Annotated in this window: 14 protein-coding genes and 1 pseudogene; 4 read left to right on the plus strand and 11 right to left on the minus strand. The window is 51.1% G+C overall.

The genetic code is table 11. The annotated features are described in order from the left end of the window. Positions 1 to 300: oxidoreductase (locus C3F13_02975; protein ID PWB55654.1), on the plus strand; the 300-nt coding region annotated here is incomplete at its 5' end. Positions 301 to 766: 466 nt separating this feature from the next. After that, positions 767 to 1,969, plus strand: a complete 1,203-nt coding sequence (gene holA, locus C3F13_02980) for a DNA polymerase III subunit delta (protein PWB55655.1) — start codon at positions 767 to 769, stop codon at positions 1,967 to 1,969. Here the strand turns inward: holA and C3F13_02985 are convergent. The 5 genes and pseudogenes from C3F13_02985 to C3F13_03005 all read right to left on the minus strand — a co-directional run bounded on the left by C3F13_02985 (position 1,959) and on the right by C3F13_03005 (position 6,063). Continuing rightward, on the minus strand, positions 1,959 to 2,204 hold the full coding sequence (locus C3F13_02985; protein PWB55656.1) for a hypothetical protein: 246 nt from the start codon (positions 2,202 to 2,204) through the stop codon (positions 1,959 to 1,961). The two genes, holA and C3F13_02985, sit on opposite strands and share 11 nt — an antisense overlap. Positions 2,205 to 2,623: 419 nt before the next feature. Beyond that, a pseudogene (locus C3F13_02990) lies at positions 2,624 to 2,725 on the minus strand (pyridoxamine 5'-phosphate oxidase). Beyond that, positions 2,710 to 3,444, minus strand: a complete 735-nt coding sequence (locus C3F13_02995) for an SAM-dependent methyltransferase (GenBank protein PWB55657.1) — start codon at positions 3,442 to 3,444, stop codon at positions 2,710 to 2,712. The pseudogene C3F13_02990 and the gene C3F13_02995 overlap by 16 nt, the downstream one beginning before the upstream one ends. Before the next feature lie 181 nt (positions 3,445 to 3,625). Next, on the minus strand, positions 3,626 to 4,864 hold the full coding sequence (locus C3F13_03000; protein ID PWB55658.1) for a hypothetical protein: 1,239 nt from the start codon (positions 4,862 to 4,864) through the stop codon (positions 3,626 to 3,628). A 65-nt stretch (positions 4,865 to 4,929) separates the two neighbouring features. After that, entirely contained in the window at positions 4,930 to 6,063 is a 1,134-nt protein-coding gene (locus C3F13_03005; protein ID PWB55659.1) for an aminotransferase, read from the minus strand. On the opposite strand from C3F13_03005, the gene C3F13_03010 reads away from it, so the two are divergent. Continuing rightward, complete coding sequence (locus C3F13_03010) at positions 6,024 to 7,808, plus strand: hypothetical protein (GenBank protein PWB55660.1); 1,785 nt, start codon at positions 6,024 to 6,026, stop codon at positions 7,806 to 7,808. The genes C3F13_03005 and C3F13_03010 overlap by 40 nt on opposite strands. Positions 7,809 to 7,832: 24 nt before the next feature. Here the strand turns inward: C3F13_03010 and C3F13_03015 are convergent, their stop codons facing one another. The 5 genes from C3F13_03015 to C3F13_03035 all read right to left on the minus strand — a co-directional run bounded on the left by C3F13_03015 (position 7,833) and on the right by C3F13_03035 (position 12,275). Continuing rightward, positions 7,833 to 8,303: a hypothetical protein gene (locus C3F13_03015; protein PWB55661.1), complete on the minus strand. Its 471-nt coding sequence runs from the start codon at positions 8,301 to 8,303 to the stop codon at positions 7,833 to 7,835. Between the two features lie 10 nt (positions 8,304 to 8,313). Continuing rightward, positions 8,314 to 8,967 (minus strand): hypothetical protein, encoded by a 654-nt coding sequence (locus C3F13_03020; GenBank protein PWB55662.1) that lies wholly within the window; start codon positions 8,965 to 8,967, stop codon positions 8,314 to 8,316. Between the two features lie 101 nt (positions 8,968 to 9,068). After that, on the minus strand, positions 9,069 to 10,415 hold the full coding sequence (locus C3F13_03025; protein PWB55663.1) for a hypothetical protein: 1,347 nt from the start codon (positions 10,413 to 10,415) through the stop codon (positions 9,069 to 9,071). Between the two features lie 236 nt (positions 10,416 to 10,651). Beyond that, positions 10,652 to 11,287, minus strand: a complete 636-nt coding sequence (locus C3F13_03030; GenBank protein ID PWB55664.1) for a hypothetical protein — start codon at positions 11,285 to 11,287, stop codon at positions 10,652 to 10,654. Between the two features lie 79 nt (positions 11,288 to 11,366). Beyond that, entirely contained in the window at positions 11,367 to 12,275 is a 909-nt protein-coding gene (locus C3F13_03035) for a signal protein PDZ (GenBank protein PWB55665.1), read from the minus strand. A gap of 235 nt (positions 12,276 to 12,510) precedes the next feature. Between C3F13_03035 and C3F13_03040 the strand changes: the two genes are divergently transcribed. Continuing rightward, positions 12,511 to 14,730, plus strand: a complete 2,220-nt coding sequence (locus tag C3F13_03040) for a hypothetical protein (protein PWB55666.1) — start codon at positions 12,511 to 12,513, stop codon at positions 14,728 to 14,730. 41 nt (positions 14,731 to 14,771) lie between these two features. Here C3F13_03040 and C3F13_03045 read toward each other — a convergent pair whose 3' ends face one another. Next, positions 14,772 to 16,952: a hypothetical protein gene (locus C3F13_03045; protein ID PWB55667.1), complete on the minus strand. Its 2,181-nt coding sequence runs from the start codon at positions 16,950 to 16,952 to the stop codon at positions 14,772 to 14,774. Positions 16,953 to 16,970: the final 18 nt, after the last annotated feature.

The raw sequence follows: 16,970 nt of genomic DNA on the forward strand, positions 1-16,970 counted from the left end.
TTCTCTTTGGGTCAGGATGAGCTTCTTCAACGCTTCATTCCTTCCCTGGCCCGCATCAATCCCAAATTCGAGCCGGGCTGGGTGAACAAGACCTGGCTGTACCGCACAAAGTATGCCCAACCCGTCCCATTACTGAACCACTCGCGCAATATTCCCGCCATCCAGACCCCCATTCCAGGCCTTTATTTCGCCAGTATGAGCCAGGTCTATCCATGGGATCGTGGTACGAACTTCGCGGTTGAGATCGGCCGTAAGGCTGCCCACATCATGCATGAAGGTCAAGTTTCGCTCACCAGGTAATCAAACCTCATAAAAGTTAATATCATCCTTTCTGACGTACCAGCCTGCTGGTCAATTTGATCTTACCTGTCGCCAAATTAAGGCTCACCTGACCGGACTGGTATAATCAGCCTGGATTGGAGGTTTTCATGGCCGAACCGCTGAGTAACTCAAAACCTGGTCTCCTCGAAGCGCCTGTGCTTTCTCGTATCCGCCGTAATCATGCTCTTGAACATGCCACATTGCACGTTTTATCCTCTCGTTTACCCCACACCGCCCTGATGGGTCACTCTGATATGGGTGGTTTTTGGATCATTGGTGAAGTCTCACCTGAAGACTTACATGCAGCTGTCCAGGAAGCGCTCACCCGCCTGCGGGCAGGTGAAGCTGATCTGGCAGTCCATCCCAACTGTGGTACGAATTATGTCACTGCGGGGGTTCTGGCAGGATTATCGGGAGCTGCTGCCATGCTGACAGCCGGCAGGCGATGGCAGGACAAACTTTCGCGCTTGCCATTGGCGGCTTCCCTGGCTACGCTTGCCCTGATCGCTGCGCAACCTCTGGCCCTATCCATTCAACGCCACATCACCACTTCGGGTCAGCCTGGATCCCTGGAGGTCGTGGCGATCACGAACAAAACCCAGGGCCGCATGACTTTGAACCGCATCGAAACAAGAGGCTAGATTTGGCTGACGAAGGACCCGAGATTTACTTGTTTGATGGCGATGATGAGTTTGCCATCAACGCCTCTATCGCCAAGATCATCAGCCATCTTGGCGAGCCAAGCATCGCCGACATGAATACCATCCGCTTGGATGGCAGGTTAGCCAGCTTGGCGCAGCTCAAAGATGCCACGGCCAGCGTGCCTTTCCTGGCCTCCAGGCGCCTGGTGATACTCACCCACCCCACTGCCCGTTACAGGGAAAAAAGTGAGCAGCAGGAATTTATCGGTTACCTGGCAAATCCAAAACCGACCGCGAAGCTGCTCCTGGTGGAATATGATTTTTTGACTAAAGATAAATTCCGTAAGGTAGGCAAGCTGCACTGGTTGGAAAAATGGGCTCTTTCACCAGAACAGGCTCACCGGGTATTTGTCCGCCACCATTCCCAACCTGGAGGGGCCTTGATGGTGAAGTGGATCCAGGATAATATCAAGGCTGCAGGCGGGCAGATCACCACCCCTGGTGCGGTGGCCCTCGCCAGTCAGGTCGGCGATGACACCCGCCTGGCTTCGCAGGAAATCGATAAACTTTTAACCTACACGAGCTTCTCCCGCCCGGTGGATGAAGACGATGTCGAGCACCTCACACCCCTGACCGCCAGGATCGGCGATTTTGATCTGGTGAATGCCATTCGCGATCGCGATCAACGCCGTTCCCAGGCCCTGCTTCACCGCAGCCTGCAAGACGAAGATCCCTTACGGATATTTTCAAGTATTATTTTTCAAATTAGGGCGTTGCTTGTTGCCAGGGAGATCCTGGACGAGCATGGCACGGTGGATGAGTTCCCCAGGTCGTTAAAGATCAGTTACTACCCTGCAAAAATCGCCATGGAAAGTGCCAATCGATTCTCCGCAAAATTCCTTGAGCATATCTATCATCGTTTACTGGATTTTGATGAAGCGATTAAATCGAGCCAGATGGAGCCGGATTTAGCACTTGAGCTTCTCGTAGTTGAGCTTACGAGCTAGCCGGACCATTACTTGTATTTACCCCCAGCCAGAAATGATTCGGTAATACCGAGCGGGTGACCCTGATCTCGATACCCGAGCCTTTCCAGGCGGTCTCACCCAGTGTTTTTGGGTGCACGAGACACAGGTTAGGTGCTTTTCCATATTTAGTATTGTAATACTCAACCGCCTTTTTGATTTTGGTGGTTAGGTCAGAGTGCTTATCATTGTCATACCACAGCATCCCAATGTTCATTACAACACCTCCATAAACCTCTCATCGTTCTTTTTACCTGTAATCAGTATAACAGAACATATGTTCTATGTCAAGAGGTTTTTAGAATATATGTACTGATTATGCAGGATGTGTACCAGCTTTTTAAAAATTTTGCTTGGAATATTAGGAATTCTTTCCCCTTATATGGAAATTCTCCCCAAACATATCGACACCAATTACTACTCTTCTGGCCGAATTCACCCTTCTTAGTTGTGAAACGAAAGGATCAATTTGATTCCTTGTTTATTTTTTTAACATATTTCCGTCAAAGGGAATACGACCAAATAAGGTTTACTGTGACTTGCCCAGTTTCTTTCCCTCATCTATCGTCTCACACTTTTGGCGCTTGGAGGTCAGGGCTGTCTTGTCTTCCTCCAATTCTGCTCTTACAAAGCTTGTCATATCGTAAAATTCTCACTTTTGAAATTACTGTAATGCAATCCGCTTCGCGCCGTAAACTTCAACACGCAATCGTCCGGTTCGGTCACACCACCGGAGTAGTCTGTCCTTTAATAGCGCTCATGACAATTAGCGCAATGTCATTATTGGTATCGGAATTCAAAAATTCCACATCCTTAAAACCGAGATGATCCTTTGCCCATTTTGCCCACGGTTGCCATATTTCTTTAGGTTCTTCCATATCATAACAAGCGGTGATTTCTACAATTCCGGTCTTTTCCCAAAGATGCCGCCACCAATTCTTGCTGTGAAAGCTGAACATATCCCCCTCCCAATGCTCTTTAAGCGTTTCGGGATAGCCTTTATCAAATTCTCTCGTCAAACCCGGAACCACGATGCCAAATTGACCACCGGGTTTTACCAACTTTGAGTATGTGCAAGGGAAATACGTTTCATCCGCTCCATAATATTCGTAGCTATCTATTGATATCGCAGCGTCGAAGAATCCCTCGGCATAAGGCAGGGCATGGGCTTCCGCATGGATGGGAAACACCAGTTCGGCTACGCCGGCTTCCTCAATGCGTTTGAGGTTCTCTGTCGCACTAATCCACAAGTCGTTGGCAAATACCGTTACGTTAAATTCTTTCGCCAGAAATACTGAAGTAATGCCCTTTCCGCAACCCATGTCAAGAACCTTCATACCCGGGTTTAATTCTATGTGTTCGCACAATTCCTCAAGCAGCCACAGTGGATTAGGTCCCATCCAGTTTTCACTAACCCAGTTACTATCGTATTTTTCTGTTCTCGGATATTTTTTCATCCCGTTATCCTCCTCGTCTTGTCTATAAACAGTATCCCATCACGTAACTAAAACGTAGAGCGCATTGCTTTATTTTAAGTCTAAGGGCAGAAACAAAACAGTACGACATTTTTACGATTTTCACACATTGGATATTTACTCTTCAACTTCGAAAAGCTTTATCTACTGGATTTTCATACCCTCACTCTTTTACCCTTGACATCAATGCTACCGTCTCAACGTGATATGTCTGGGGAAACATGTCAAAGAGTGTTAGGTTATTGAGCTGATATCCCCCTGCAAGCAGTTGTTGACTGTCCCGCGCCAGGGTCGCTGGGTCGCACGACACGTAAGCTAAGCGCTTGGCCCCTTGTGCCAGCACCCCCTCCACTACTTTAGATCCCAGCCCTGCCCGAGGCGGGTCGAGTACGACCACATCTGGATGAAAATTCACCGATGCAAGCACCTGTTCTACAGGAGCTTCATATAACTCCACATGATCAAATTCATCCAGGTTGATCGTGAAATCCTCACATGCCTGTGGAGACACCTCGATTCCTACCAGGCGCTTCACTTTCAAGGCCAGAAAAGCGCTGAATAGGCCCACGCCGCTATACGCGTCCAGCACGGTCATCTCTTTTTCCAGCGGCAGGTGACCCAGCAGGTGCTGCACCATAGCCTGAGCCTGCAGGCTGTTAACCTGGAAAAATGACCCCGCTGAAACATGGAACTGCCGATCCAGCACTGCCATCATTACATGGATGCTGCCTGCGAGTACGGTAAAACCACTCTGTCCTGCCTGGACGATCGAGACCGGCAGGTTTTCTATGCTGAAATCGACTTCTGCCGCATCGTTACTTTCCAAGATGATCATCAGCTCTTCATCTATACCCTGGCGGATGCTCACCCGCTCCAGGCCAGCGATGGGCTCCAGCTCAATCTGTGGCCATAGCAAATTGATACCAGCTTCGGGCAGGTAGCATTCCACAATGACGAAGGTCTGGTTGGAACGCGCTTTCTGGAACCCGAGCCTGCCATCCTGTGTCAGATGGAATTGGATCGAGTTCCGGTAGTTCCATGCCACTGGAGCAGGTACCACGTCGATCTGCGGTAAATTGTGCAAACCTCCAATCCGTTCCAGCTGTTCCTGCAGGATCATTTTTTTAGCTTCCACTTGGGCGGCATAATCCATGTGCTGGTAATGGCAGCCTCCGCAGGTATAAAAATGCTGGCAGCGCGGCTCCACCCTACCTGGGGATGATTCCAGAACCTCGAGCAGCTGGGCTCTGCTAAACTTGGGTTTATCCTCAACCAGCCGTATCTTCACTCGCTCACCCGGGATGGTATATGGCACAAATGTCACCCTGCCGTCTGGCAATCTCCCCAGCCCATCCCCACCATACGCCAGGCTTTCAATCTTCACCTCAAACGTATCCGGCATCTTCTCCCAGCCCTTTAAACACAGAGACGCCCCTCTGGGGAGCGTCTCTGTATAGTAAATTTTGTCTACTTGCCTACCATGAATTCATCGATCCCGCCCAGCAGGTTCTCCAGGTCGCTCATCTGGATTTCCGCCATGTGGGCGATACGGAAGGTTTTGCCTTTTAGGTCACCGTATCCATTCGCCAGCCTGAGGTTGCGCGGCCCGACAAACTTATTGAACTCGGCGCAGTCGAAGGTCGGTGGGTTGACAACCACGGTGATGGTCTGTGACCGGTAGCCTTCTGGGGCGAACAGTGGCCAGCCTTTCTTCGTTGCCCATTCCTGTGAGAACCTGGCCATCGCGCTGTGGCGGGCGAAGCGATTTTCAATCCCCTCAGACAGCATGCGGTCAATTTGATAATCCAGGGCGAAGATCAAAGACATGGCGGGTGTCATCGGCGTGGTATCTTTGAGGCGGTGCTTCTCCAAAAGCAGGTAGTCAAAATACCAGCCCCTGAACGGCACTTCCGCAGCACGCGCCATTGCCCGGTCATTGACGCCGACCAGGGCGATCCCGGGTGGCAGGCCTAAGCATTTTTGCGAAGAGGTGAACAGCACATCCAGCCCCCAGTCATCCATCTCGATTCTCGTACCAGCCAGGCTGGATACTGCATCGACCGCGATCAAGGTATCCGGGCTCACCCGGTGGACCACTTCAGCGATTTCCTTGACCGGGTTCTGCACACCGGTGGACGTCTCGTTATGTACGATCGTGATCAGCTCGTACTTTTGTTTCTTGAGGGCTTCTTCCACCATCTCGGGCAGGATGGCTTGCCCCATGGGTACTTCCACCTTATCTGCCAGCTTGCCGTTGGCAATCGACACGTCATACCAGCGCTTGGCGAAAGAACCATTCACACAGTTCAAGACACGCTCTTTAGCCAGGTTACGCACCGCCGATTCCTGTGCACCACTGCCTGAATTGGTCATGATGAAGATGCGGTATTGGGTGAAGAAAATCTGGCGTAACTTATCAGCTGCCCGCTGAAAAATTGCCTCAAAATCTTTACTGCGGTGAGGCATCATCGCTCTCGTCTGTTGCTGGAGAACATCCGGCGAAACATCTACCGGGCCAGGTACGAACATCGGTGACATTATTACCTCCTTAGGATAAAGATGTGAGATTTTTAATAGAAGCAATTTTATTCTACCACCCATGGGTATTTTATAATATATGCATGCGTCGCTTTTTCGGAATGATTTTCATCCTCATTGTAGCCGCGGGTTGTGCTGGCTTACCAATCTCGCTCCTTCCCACTGCCACACCTACCGCCTCCTTACAGCCCACACTTTTTGCGACCGCATCACTAACTGCAACACCTTCACCGGCCGCAACTGCCAGCCTGGTTCCAGCCACAAGCGTACCAGTCACCCCGCCTACGCCGTCATCGGGCACCTTCGAAGTCCTCTACCATCCGGATGATGTGCTCTATGTGGGTGATCAAATCAGCTTCGAGGTGGTTTCGCTTCCTGGAGTGAATGTACAGGGTTCTTCTCTGCGGGTGCAGATCGATCCACCCTCTGAGACAATCCTCGGGCCTGTTGATTTCGGTCCATGGGGCATTGCAGGCCGTTCTGAAGCCTCCATGATTTGGGCCTGGGATACGAGTAATCTCCAACCAGGCTACCATAACCTCGAATTCAGTGTCCAGCCTCAAGGGATTACCTGGTCTGAGCGGGTTAACTTGCTGCCTCGTGAGGATATGCCACCCGACCAGGCGGCTGCCCATTGGGTGGAGACACGCTCCGCATGTTGTGCCATTAATTACATCACTAACACTGCCTCTGAGCGTGATCTTACACAGCTCACCACATCAATAGATTCCCAGGCTCAGGACGCCATGCAAAAAATGAGTGCCAGCTTTACTGAGCCTATCACCATAACCATCCTGCCCCGCTTGCTGGGGCATGGTGGTTTCACCGCCAGCGAGATAAGCGTATCCTATCTGGACCGAAATTACGCTGCAAATTTATGGGAGTTCGTGGTGCATCACGAAATGATTCACGCCATCGACGCCCACCTGGAAGGTGATTTCCGCCCAACTATCTTCGTGGAAGGCCTGGCAGTCTACATGACTGGGGGGCATTATAAGCCTGAACCGCTGATGCCCCGCGCGGCTGCATTGTTACCTGTCTACACCAATATGTATATCCCCCTGATTACCCTGTCTGACGATTTTTATGCCCAGCAGCATGAAATTGGTTATCTTGAAGGGGCTGCACTAATCGAATATATGGTTAAAACCTATGGTCAGGAAGCCTTCTTAGCTTTTTACCGTGATATCCATACCCGTTCTGGGGAGGCTCAATCGGCTTCAATTGACGCGGCTCTCCAGGCTCACTTTTCAATTTCCTTCGCTCAGCTAGAGCAGGATTTCCTGGCTGCCCTGCAGCAGGAGCCTGACACCTCCGCTTGGGTGGATGACATCACCCTGACTGTCACGTATTATGATACGATGCGCCGCTATCAGCAGCTGCTCGACCCGTCTGCGTATTTCCGCACGGCGTGGCTGATGGATAACAAAAGCATGCGCGAACGCGGCATCGTTGCCGATTACCTGCGCCACCCGCACACTCCCACCAACCTCGCCCTTGAAACCCTGTTCATCACCGCCCATCAGCACATGTCCAACCAGGATTACACCTCTGCCAGGCGCATGCTGGAGTATATCAACCTGGTACTGGATGGCCTCGTGCGCGATGCGTTTGAGCCCTTCTCCATCTCTCAAATAGCCTCCGACTACCTTGCGATTGTAAATACACTTTTGGAATCAGGTTATGAAGTGCAACGGCTCAACGTAAGTGGGAATACTGCGTCGTGTGAGGTCACAACATCCACGGGGCCAACATTGACGACCGTGAATCTGTCACGCACCAATGGCGCGTGGATGATCACCCCGTAAACACCAAGAAACCGTAATCTAATTTTATTGAGGCTGATTGCTGAGCGTGATGATCGCCATCAAGATTGCCAGGTTGCCGATCGATCCGAGCATGAGCATGCCAAAACTTTCCAGCCATTTTGCCTGGTAGCGTATGGCGATGATCACCGTTGAGAAGACAAACAGCAGGAAGGTGAGCATTACCACCATACCAATCGAAAATGCACCCAGGATTGCGATGGGGATGAATGTCCCCGTGATGATCCAGGTCGTTCGAAACCAGCCAGCCGTCTTCATTCGCAAGCAAGAAAAGGCGGTTACGAAACCAATCGTTCCCAACAAAGTCCAATCGACCAGTACCAGACCCGGCAGTGGCCAGAGTGGTGCGGATCCGATCTGTGCCTGGGAGAGGTAGGTGAGCACTGCCCCAAAAAATGTGATGACTGCCGCACTAAATGCCAGTAACAAGGCGATCAGGTCTGGCCAGGGTCTCTTTGGCCTCAGATCTGTGTTCATCGTGTCACCCTTATCGGCAATAACCCAACGCAGAGAAGATGATATCGAATGGCGACACACAGTACAGGCCTCCACCAGGGTTCCAGGGCTGGTCGATGAACACCAGCAAGGCGATCACCAGCACCAGGATCACTAGCAAGCACCCGCATCCCGCCAATAACCACGAGTTTATCGGCTTCCTTTCAGCCTCTTCAACGGGTGTTGCTTCCATTACCCGCGGCTGCGGAGCAGCCACGCCACTCGTTTGAGGCTTCTTGATTTCAACTGGTGCTTGGTAACTCTCTACCGGTACAGGAATGGCAGCTACCGGAGTTCGCCCTATGTCAGCTGCGCTCGGCACAGTGAGGTCGACCATGGAGGGCTCACCCTCAAAGACCATGCCCACGTTATCCCCGAACATCAAAATCTCACCCACTGCCAGCACATGCGGACCGATCAGGCGCTGCCCATCAATATAGGTCCCATTGGTTGAATTCAGATCTTCAATCGTGTAGCGCCCATCTTCCAGTGTCAAATGAGCGTGCCTCCGCGAAACTTCAGCATCATTGATCACGATATCATTGGTAATATCTCGCCCGATGGCTATCTCGGTTTTCTTCAGCTCATAAATTTGGCCAGGGTTAGGCCCCTGTCTGACCACCAGCCGGTACTGTGCCTCTGCCATATCTGCCTCCTTGCTGATCTTGCTGGATTAACTGGTATCGTGATCCTGCTACCAATATTAATGATTATTACCGGTAATGTCAAACGGGCTAACCTTGGGTTCTAGCTTACCAACTTCATCCCGCAGTACTGGCAGAACTGCGCATCCGCTGAGGATGTTCTCCCGCACTGAGGGCACACCTGCAGGTGCTCTGCAGGAGCCAATTTCTGCCTGCGCTGCAGAATCCGGATGCGTTTGGGCTCCTTGGGCTGCTTTATTCGCTTTCTTGGCAGGTATTTTTCTGCATTGGCTTCTCCGACAGCTGTTGGCAGGAGATCCCCATCGACTTCGACCGCTTCAGCCGCTTGAGCTCCACTGCTCGTGTCGATCACAATTTCACCTGCAGTTGTGATCCACTCATCCGGCACAAAGGCAGGCTCAATTTTCCCTGCTGGTAATCCTTCCTGTTTCTTTCTCGGTTTTCGTTTAGGCAGCTTTGCACTAATCGTCCGGGCGTATTCCTTACCCCGCGTGAATGCCTGCAATGATAAATCGCGCATTTGCTTGGGGGTGAGGTGTTTGCCTCCCAGGTACCAACCCAGGATGGCATGCCCCACTACGTAAGTCCCCGAATAGGCGATCGCTACCTTGGGTATGATCCCCCAGCCTGGCACCAGGCCAACCAGGCTGCGCGCCGCCTGCCTCCACACGAATCCGCCTCCGATGACGCCCCCGAACTCAGTCACATAATCCTGCCAGCGCGTGGAGAATCCCACCAGCAAGCCTAGTTTGTACGCCATAAATGCCTGCGATTTGGTTAAGATCACCAGGTCGGTCAAGTTTAACGGCAGGTCCAGCACGGGCACAATCTCAGCCAGCCCGGTGCTGAAGGAATAGGCGGCGTTCGAAAAACAGGTTTCATTGATCAGCTGGTGGGCAATCGTCAGCCGGAACAAGGGGAACAACCTGCCTAGCGCCAGGTGTCGGTGGGGAAGCATCTCCAGGATTACCGGCACAAATTCGTTAACTAAAAAAGCACTATCATTTGCCGGTCCAGCCAGCAACCTGGCGACGGGCCACTCCTGAGCGGTACTGATTGCCTTGTTTTCATCCGGAAAGCCTATTTGATTAATAAAGACCAGCAAGTTTTTGCCCGCCTCGCTCCATTTTCTAGCTAAGCCCAGCTCTTCTGCCAGATCCTCGTGCCTGGCATCAACCATCAAGATGATCAGGTCAGCGGTAAGTGTCTGGCTGGCCATCTCCACGATGGAGATCATGATCGTCGACTGGGTATGGATATCCGCTCGTTTTGGGTCTGTGCGTAGCTGCTCAGCCAGGGCATGCCTCCCCGATCCCTCCGCACCCACCAGGGCAAGCCTAAGTGGATAGATCGCCGAATCCCTGATTGGCTTCAGGTCGACCTCTTTGATGTTATTCCAGACCGAGGAAATATCCTTTAATCCTGGCACTTCACCTCACCAGCGAATGCATCGCTTATTTTTACTACACTTCTTATATCATTATACCGCTTGAAAGGTTCAGGCTTTGCGATAAGCTGCCTTCCCCGCTCGATACGCGCCGTGCTTGTTGAGCATAGGCGCAAGCTCAACCATAATCTGAACATGACCAATATTTCCCTGCTATGCAATTATTGGAGATCTCTTAGAAAAAAGGGGTGCTGGACGATTCGATTCTCTACTGAAAATTACAGGGCAATCAATCCATTCTGTAAACCGAGTTTGACCGTCTCCAGCCGGTTGGTGGTTCCCATTTTATTAAAGATAATTGACAGATGGAACTTCACTGTATGGGCGCTGATTTTCAGCCTGGCTGCGATCTGTTTATTCGTCAATCCCAACGCCAGTAACTGCAGGATCTCCAGCTCGCGGCTGGTGAGCGGTTCTATCTCATCCCCACTCCGCCTCGTCCTGGCCTCCCCCACGGCATACATCCGGTTGATCCAGGCAGGGCTTGCCACAACCAATCCTTCATTCAATGCATGGATGCTGGCCAACAGCTCCGCCTGGGTCGTTTCCGGATCCAATATGCCCCAAGCCCGAACCTTGAGCTCTTTGATCGAACGTACTTCCTCCGGGTCATCGTGCAGCACCAGGACGGCTGTTGTCTCCGTTATCACCGTCTTGAGATCAACGAACGCTTCGACCTGTTCAACCAGGGATCCAGGCGCCCAGACGATAACATCGCAATCCAATGAAGTTTCATCTATCTCGCCTGGTTTGCCTGCTTCTGCCACGACCCGGATCTGCGGGTCCTCGCTTAATAAGGCCCGTAAACCTGCCCTGATTGCTATCGCTGGTGCAATTATGGTAATGCGGATCAACTTCACCTCGTGGATGTATTATATCTTCCGATACAGCCTCGCCACGCTTGCCCGAGGTACTCCCTTGAAAGCAATAACGCTATTTCCGCTCACCAATCACCACCGAGATCGTCTTGGGTTGCCCGCCCCGCATGATTTGCAGGCTGAGCGATTTTCCGACTTTATCTCCACTCAAGTGGACCATTAATGCATCGTGGTCAGGGGTCGCTTGCCCCTCGATTGCTACCAGGATATCGCCTACGATAAGGCCACCTGTTTCTGCCGGGCTCTCCCTTTCAACGGTGACCAACAACAAGCCTGTCGCTTGCTCCCGTCCAAGGGCTTTGCTCAGTTCAGGCGCCAGCTCCACCTGCTGTGAACGGATGCCCAGGTAACCGCGCTTGATATATCCAAATTTTGCCAGGTTCTCCGCATCCGACCAGACCAGGAAGGCTGGAATGGTGATCGCAACACCATGCGCCAGGCCGGAGGTGTTCAAACCCACCACCCGTCCTTCCGTATCCACCAGTGGACCTCCCGAGAAGCCTGGAAAGGGCACCGCATCTGTACGCAGGTAGCGTTCCAACATTCCGCCTCGCCCGGTTCGCACTGGACCACCGATGGCACTGATGATACCCAGGCTGGCCTCGATCCCCTCCTCGCTCGGTCTACCCAGGGCAATTACCAGCTGACCGATGCGGGTATCCTGGTTTACTTTCTCGGCGGGTGAGGCGGCAGCCTCAGCCAGTCGTATGAGAGCTAGGTCGTTACCCGGATCCCTGCCGGCGATGCTGGCATTAATTTCCCTTCCATCAGCCAACCTCACCGAGATATCCTCATCCCTCTCAACCACATGATCAGCGGTTATGATGAGATCATGAGCATAAACGATGCCGCTGGCTGGCATCCGCCGCCTGGCATTTACCAGCACGGTTGCTTCCCCAGCCTTTTCAACGGCCTTCACCAGGGCGTCAGAGAGCGTATTCAGAGTTCCAGTATCACTTGCCATAAACAACCTCCAATTAACCTTCAAATATTTGTGCATGCATAATTCCATGCTTTCTGCACTTTTTTAGTATATCCATACTCGATATTGCCTGCATCTTCCATCTGGCTAGCTTGCCCCTGTATATCTGGGTAGGTAAGATTACCAGCCTTTGTTCATGCTCCTAACAAAGCTGTAAGCTTGCACTGTTCAACCTTGCTGTTTACCCTAACCTTGGCTACAATTACAGACCAGACCAATGGAACTTCAACATATTGGGCGCTATGATATTAAATCTTTGATTGGGCAGGGCGGCATGTCGACCGTCTACCTGGGCTATGACCCGCGCTCTCAGCGTGAAGTGGCCATCAAGATCCTCCCCCCTTATTATTTACATTCCACCAAATTCCGTGAGCGTTTCGAGCGCGAGGCCTTGATGATTGCCCTGCTTGAACACCCCGCCATCGTGCCGGTCTACGATATGGGTGAGGAGGAAGGCCAGCCGTACATCGTCATGCGTTACATGTCAGGCGGCTCTCTGGGTGACAAGCTAAAAAAAGGTCCCATCCCCCTGCGTGAGTGCATGGAAATGTACCTCCGCCTGGCCCCCGCCATGGACACTGCCCATGCCAGGGGCGTCATCCACCGCGACGTTAAGCCCGACAATCTGCTTTTCGATAAATACGATAATGTTTTCCTTTCCGATTTCGGACTCGCCCGCTTGCGTGAAACCATCGGTTTTGCCAACATTTCTGATGGTAGCATCATGGGCACTCCAGCTTATATGAGCCCAGAGCAGATCCAGGGTGAGCGCGAGATAGACGGGCGTTCGGATATATATTCCATGGGTGTTGTGCTCTACCAGATGCTCAGCGGAGTCGTCCCATATAATGGCGCGACAGCTGCTTCGGTCATGATGATGCACCTGGTCAACCCCGTGCCTCAGGTACGCGACCAGAATATTAGCCTGCCAACAGGCATCCAGGCCGTGCTCGATACCGCCATGGCCAAAAAACCAGAAGACCGTTTTCAGACTGCAAGTGAGTTTGCTAAGGCGATCCAGGCAGTGACTACAGGTGTGCAACGTAAGCCTGCGGTCCAGAGCAGCGCTGCGCCTGCCAGCCGCGCAGCGCGCAATGCTTCAGTACCCGTTTCCACTCCGCCTCCCATGTCTGCCACCTCTAATGTGGTTTCAACCCCAGCCTCAAAGCCTGAGATTGCTAAATCCAGCAAACCCATACCATCTGGCACACCTCCTGGAGGCCAGGTACTTTCTACTCCCCCTGGAGGGATCTCCGCTGCGCGCCCAGGAGCCCAACCAGCTCCGGTCATCAAGCGCCGCTTCATCCTCCCGGTTTGGGGTTGGATCCTGAGCCTGGTGGTGCTTCTCCTTTTAGCAGTTCTCCTGATCCTGTTGTCACGCGGTTATTTTCCTTTTTGGGGCACTCCAACCTTGAATGCTACCACCACCGAAGCTCAAATCAGCCCACCACCGACTGCAGGGCAAACCGTTCCCGCATCATCGCCATCATCAAACACCTTTGGCCAGGCAGATAAGCTTGCTTTTATCCGGTCATCCGATATTTGGGCCTCCAACCTGGATGGGTCCAGCCTGTTGCAGCTCACCACGGATGGCGATCTGAAATCCAACCTGCATTGGACACCCGATGGCCAGTCAGTGATTTATACTTCCGGCAACTGCATCAACCTGGTCGGCTTGCAGACCAGAGAAGTCCTCACCCTCACCTGCTTTCCAGCAGTGACGGCCATTAACGCTTTCGATATTTCCCCGCTTGGCCAGCAGGTCGCACTGGGGTTGGATGGGACCAACCTTTACCTGCTCCCCTATGCCCAGCTGTTCAACTTGCCACAAGAAAGCCAACCTGCCAATGTCCAGGCTCTCGCTAGCTGTGCCAGCTTTGCACCATATACGACCGGTGATGTGATTAAATCAGTGAGTTGGTCCATGGCTGGAAATCAGCTGGCCATGTTGCTTTCCGCCCTGGTGGATGGCATCTCTCGCGACCAGGTCCGTGTACTCGATTTTAATAATTGCACCCCAGTGCCGCCCACAATAAAGGATATCTTACCCACCCATTTCCTGTTTACCCTGCGCGGTTATTTCGACCGCCCACAGCTCACCAGTCTCTCATTGAACAATCGTGGTCAATTATTGCTCAACGGATCAGCGGATAGTGGTTTTGGCGACCTGCAGCTCTACAACCTGGATCAAGGCCAGAGCCAGCCATTGGCCCCCAACGGTGACTGTTGCTACCGCGATGCACATTGGAGCCCTGATGGCTCATACCTTTTCTATTCCCATCAGGCTGAACCTGGGGGTGAGATCAGCTTGTATTACATCCCTGCCGCCAGGTTAGGAGAACCCGCTTCATCTACTACATCTCTGGCTTTACCGGTGGGTTTTCTTGAAGACAGCCAGGCATCACTCCAGCCTGCCCTGCGCGAAATACGACAGTAAAGAATAAACGTATAAGCTTGATTTTTAATATATCTGGCATTTTATTTCTTCGTCAGAGGTAAAAATGTTACACTGTGCCGTTCTATAAGAATCCGGCTACGAGTAGAATTCCCCGCGCGATCATAGGCATATACATATACTTGGTAGATAGAATTTGAAATAAGGTCATTGCCATTAAAAATAACTTGATAAGGTGGAGAAGTCACGCTGCCAATTACAACATAATCAGGTGGCGTTAAGAAATGATCCCATAATTTGAACACCACACTTGCAACTTGATCATTATCGCTGGCTGTTGCTTCGAACTTGATCACACCACCCAAAGTTATGTACGTCACTTCGTTTCCAACTGGACCTACCCAATGTACAGTAGGTGGGATTGCATCTAAAAATACATTTTCATGGTTCGTGTTATTAGTAGTCAAGGGATCATGGGTGTTTGAGTTCACAGTCCCAGTAAAACTAATTTCTCCTGTCGTACTGCTGATCACCTTCACCGAAAGCTGAATGTGAGTTTCCGAACTCGGTGACAATGGAGCGGTAATAGAACAGTTCACGTCATTACCAGACTTAATACAGACACTTGGGTTTGATGACTGATACTCAACTTCTACTGGCAGGTTATTAACAATATTGATCATTTCACCGACGGATGGGCCTTGATTAGTGACTGTTATATCGTAGGTATAAATCGCACCAGGGGGTACTGCATCACGGGAGCTTTTTATGTTTATGGATAGGTCAGCAGAGGGCAGAACAGTAGTTGTCGTCTCAGCGCTATTATTATTCATATCGACATCGTAGCTCGCTGACCCAACAGTTGCAGTAATACTGGTAATCCCATCAACTGTGGGAATGGCAATCACCGTTATATTCGCTGTTGAATTCCCAGGAATACTGCCTAAATCACACACAATTCTATTGTCGCACGTTCCCTGTGAAGGAATGGCACTTACAAAATTAACCCCACTCGGCAGTGTATCCGTAACAACCACCCCTAGCGCGTCGATACTGCTCAAGTTGCTGACGGTTAGGTGGTAGGTTAGTTGTTCACCTGCATATACTGGATCAGGGCTGTCAATTTGGGTAACGCCCAGGTTGACTAACCCTTGCTCAGTGCCATATGTAACCGTCGGTTCTGCAATACGGTACTGGCGCACATACACCCAATCCACCAATACCCTCGCATTCGAACCATAATAACTATAGAAAGTCACCGGCAGTGGACTGGTTGGTACTTGACTTGGAATACCTGAGCTTACACTCGAATTTCCATGGTCGGCATCTGCCATGCTTCGATTGTTGGTAGGTAGCAGATCATCAACCCACCATCGTATCTCAAAAATGTGATAATCGCTATGCCAGTCATTACCGGGAATGCGGGGTAAAAGGTTAATATCATAAGCTGTTACCCGATCCTGTAGAAACAGGTCGTCGTTATCCGGTAACGGTCGGTCACCAATTATCGTACGCGGTCCCCCTGCTGCACTAATAAATCCTCCCCATTCATATCCACCTGTCCCTAATTCAAAATACGCACGGAAGCCTACAGCATTATTCTTGAATTGGTTATTTACCGTTTGAATTCCATCATTTTCTTCCAACTCTACTTTTCCATCTAATACTTCAGGCGAACCGTCAAGTACGGTCCAGGGTAATACTCCACCTGGTGAACATCCCCCTCCTGGGAATTGGCACCAATCATCATCAAAGAAAATAAAAGTCTCTGAGCCGTTGCTTAAATTTTCTGCGGATGTATTTGAAAAATATAGATAGATGGTGGTATTCCCAATTTCTAAAGTCGGTACTTCCACCCAAATGTAAGCCAGCTCACCCGATTTACTCCATGATTCGATCCAGTAGTCGAGCTCAGTAGTGCCATCGCTTTTCGTGAATCGCAGGTCTGATCCGTCGATCTTTGCTTTATTAAAATCAAAATTGCTACTATCCAGCCTAATTAATACCTGGTAATCAGTTAACTCACCGCCGCTATTATTGGTTATTATGATGGATCGTCTATAATTCCACAATGGTGGGCTAATCCACGGAGGCCCGATTTGATCAGTGATGTTTTGCGCATCCCCCATCGCCTGCACATTATCCTGAGCCATGCTGGTGCCCATTCCTGGCTGAAAGATTAAATACACCAGAATGAGCATCAAGATAGGCAAAGTTAGGCCGGTAAGCTTCTTCATCAAAAAAGCGGTCTCCTCACCCTGCATTATACGATAAACCCTCGC

The organism is Anaerolineales bacterium, from assembly GCA_003105035.1.
Lineage (GTDB): Bacteria > Chloroflexota > Anaerolineae > Anaerolineales > UBA4823 > FEB-25.